Origin of the sequence: Pseudoalteromonas atlantica (genome assembly GCA_007988745.1) — a bacterium.
Lineage (GTDB): Bacteria > Pseudomonadota > Gammaproteobacteria > Enterobacterales > Alteromonadaceae > Pseudoalteromonas > Pseudoalteromonas atlantica.
The window spans coordinates 1-2,062 of record BJUT01000107.1 but is presented as its reverse complement, the minus strand read 5'-3'; the positions used below and the strand labels follow the sequence as shown (position 1 = coordinate 2,062).

General features: G+C 44.3%; 1 pseudogene. It reads left to right on the top strand.

Annotated elements, in window-relative coordinates:
• Positions 1-2,062: pseudogene (locus PAT01_RS19855) on the top strand (RHS repeat protein); the annotation flags it as partial.

Here is a 2,062-nt window from a genome sequence, read left to right as displayed (position 1 = left end):
CTTTATGGCAAGCCTTACCGAGCATTATTTGCCGCCCCCAAAAGTGGGCCCTAAGCAAAAAGGCACTTACTGGCTAGAGTACCAAGACGAGCACGGCGCTAAACATAAATTTGAAAAGGTGAAGCCTGGCCAATCAAGCTATCAGTTAAGTAGTAACCTTGCGCTACATTACCAAACAAATGGTAAGCAAGTACTTGTAACACCAGATGACCAACACCTTACGTTTAAACCAGGCGAAAGCGCGTGGCTGCTTGAAAAAATAATTAACGAAAAAGGCCAAAGCATCGCGTTTTATTACGATGCAAAAGAGCGCCTACACCGTATAGAAGTAAACAGAGTGCGCGGCTGTATTATTAGCTACAACACGCAAGGTTTGTTAAGCAAAATAGCAGCGTACTACACCGATAAAAACAACAAACAGCAATTGCTATCGCCATTACTTGCAAGCTACGAGTACGACGAAAACAAAAACCTTGTTCAGTCTACTAATCAGCAAAACGAAACTGAGCGCTACGCGTATAACGCCGCTAATTTATTAACAAAGCGTACCCGAGCCAGTGGCTTTAGCTATCATTTTGAGTGGGATAGCTACTCACCCAGCGCTAAATGTATAAAGCAGTGGGGCGATAACAATACCTATACCTACCAGTTTGAATACAACCTTGAGCGCGGTGAAACAACCTGTATAGACTCTCGCGGCCACAAAGAACACTTTGTACATAACGCACAAGGTAAATTGGTAAAACATACCGACCCTAACGGCAATGTTTGGCAATATACATACAATGCACAAGGCCAAAAACTCAGTGAAATAAAGCCCGATAGCAGCACAATGCGCTATAGCTACACACCTTTCGGCCAATTAGAAACAATAACGCAGCCAGATGGTAGCCAAACCCATTTTGCTTACAACCAACTTGGGCAACGTGTATTAACTACCTTACCTGATGGCCAAACCATTACGCGTAAATACAGTGTGGCTGGCTTATTACAAAGCGAAACCTTTGGAGATGGCCGTACCACGTTATACAGCTACGATAAGCTCGGCCAGTTAACCCAGCATATTAATAAAAATGGTCAAATCACCAAGTTTATTTGGAACGAGCAAGGCGAGCTTTTAGCAAAGCATCTTAACGATGAGTTAATACGTTACAGCTACGACAGCCTAGGCCGCGTAAATGCCACACTGAATAACGCAGGCTTACTCACCCAATATAAATACAATGAGCACGGCCAGCTTACACAAACAATTGCCTTTGATGAAAACGAGCCTGAACATAAACAGCATCAATACTTTAGCTACGACGAAGCAGGGCGGTTAATTAGCTCGCAAAACAGCAAAGGCGACACCACCGAGCAACACTTTGAAGGGCTAAGCCAACCGCATTGTGTTATTCAGCCCGATGGCAGCGCCCTGCATTTAACGTACGACAAAGAGCGCAACTTAACAGCCATCGAGCGAAGCGATGGTCACGTATACCGCATAAGTTACGACGCGAACGAAAACCCAACACAAATAACCGGGTTTGATGGTACGGTACAGCAATATAAGTACGATGCCTGTAACCGCTTAGCCTCAGTAACGCAAAGCAACAAACGCCACGTAAAAATAGAGCGCGACAGCCTTGGCCGTGTAACTGCGCAGCATGCAAGCCTTGCCAGTGACTCACATATCATTAATAACGCCAATTACTACAGCTACACAAAGCAAGGTAACATTGCGCGTGCACATAACGCACAATCAACACTTAAACAACGCTTTGATAAAGGCGGGCGATTATTGTGTGCTGAGCAAGTTAATAACCAGCAACAAGCGCATACCCTAAAGTACAGCTACGACGAATATGGCAGAAGGCAAACCCTTACCCTGCCAGATTCAACTATGCTTAAATACAGCTACAACCAGTTTGGCCAGCTAAGCGGCATTAATTTACTACAAACCAATAGCAAAGAGGCTGAACTTGCGAAGGCGCTTGTAACCTTAAGTTACGATAGCCAAGGTAATATTAAAACCCAGCAGTTTGGTAACAGCATAACCCTTACTCAACAGTTTGATGTATTT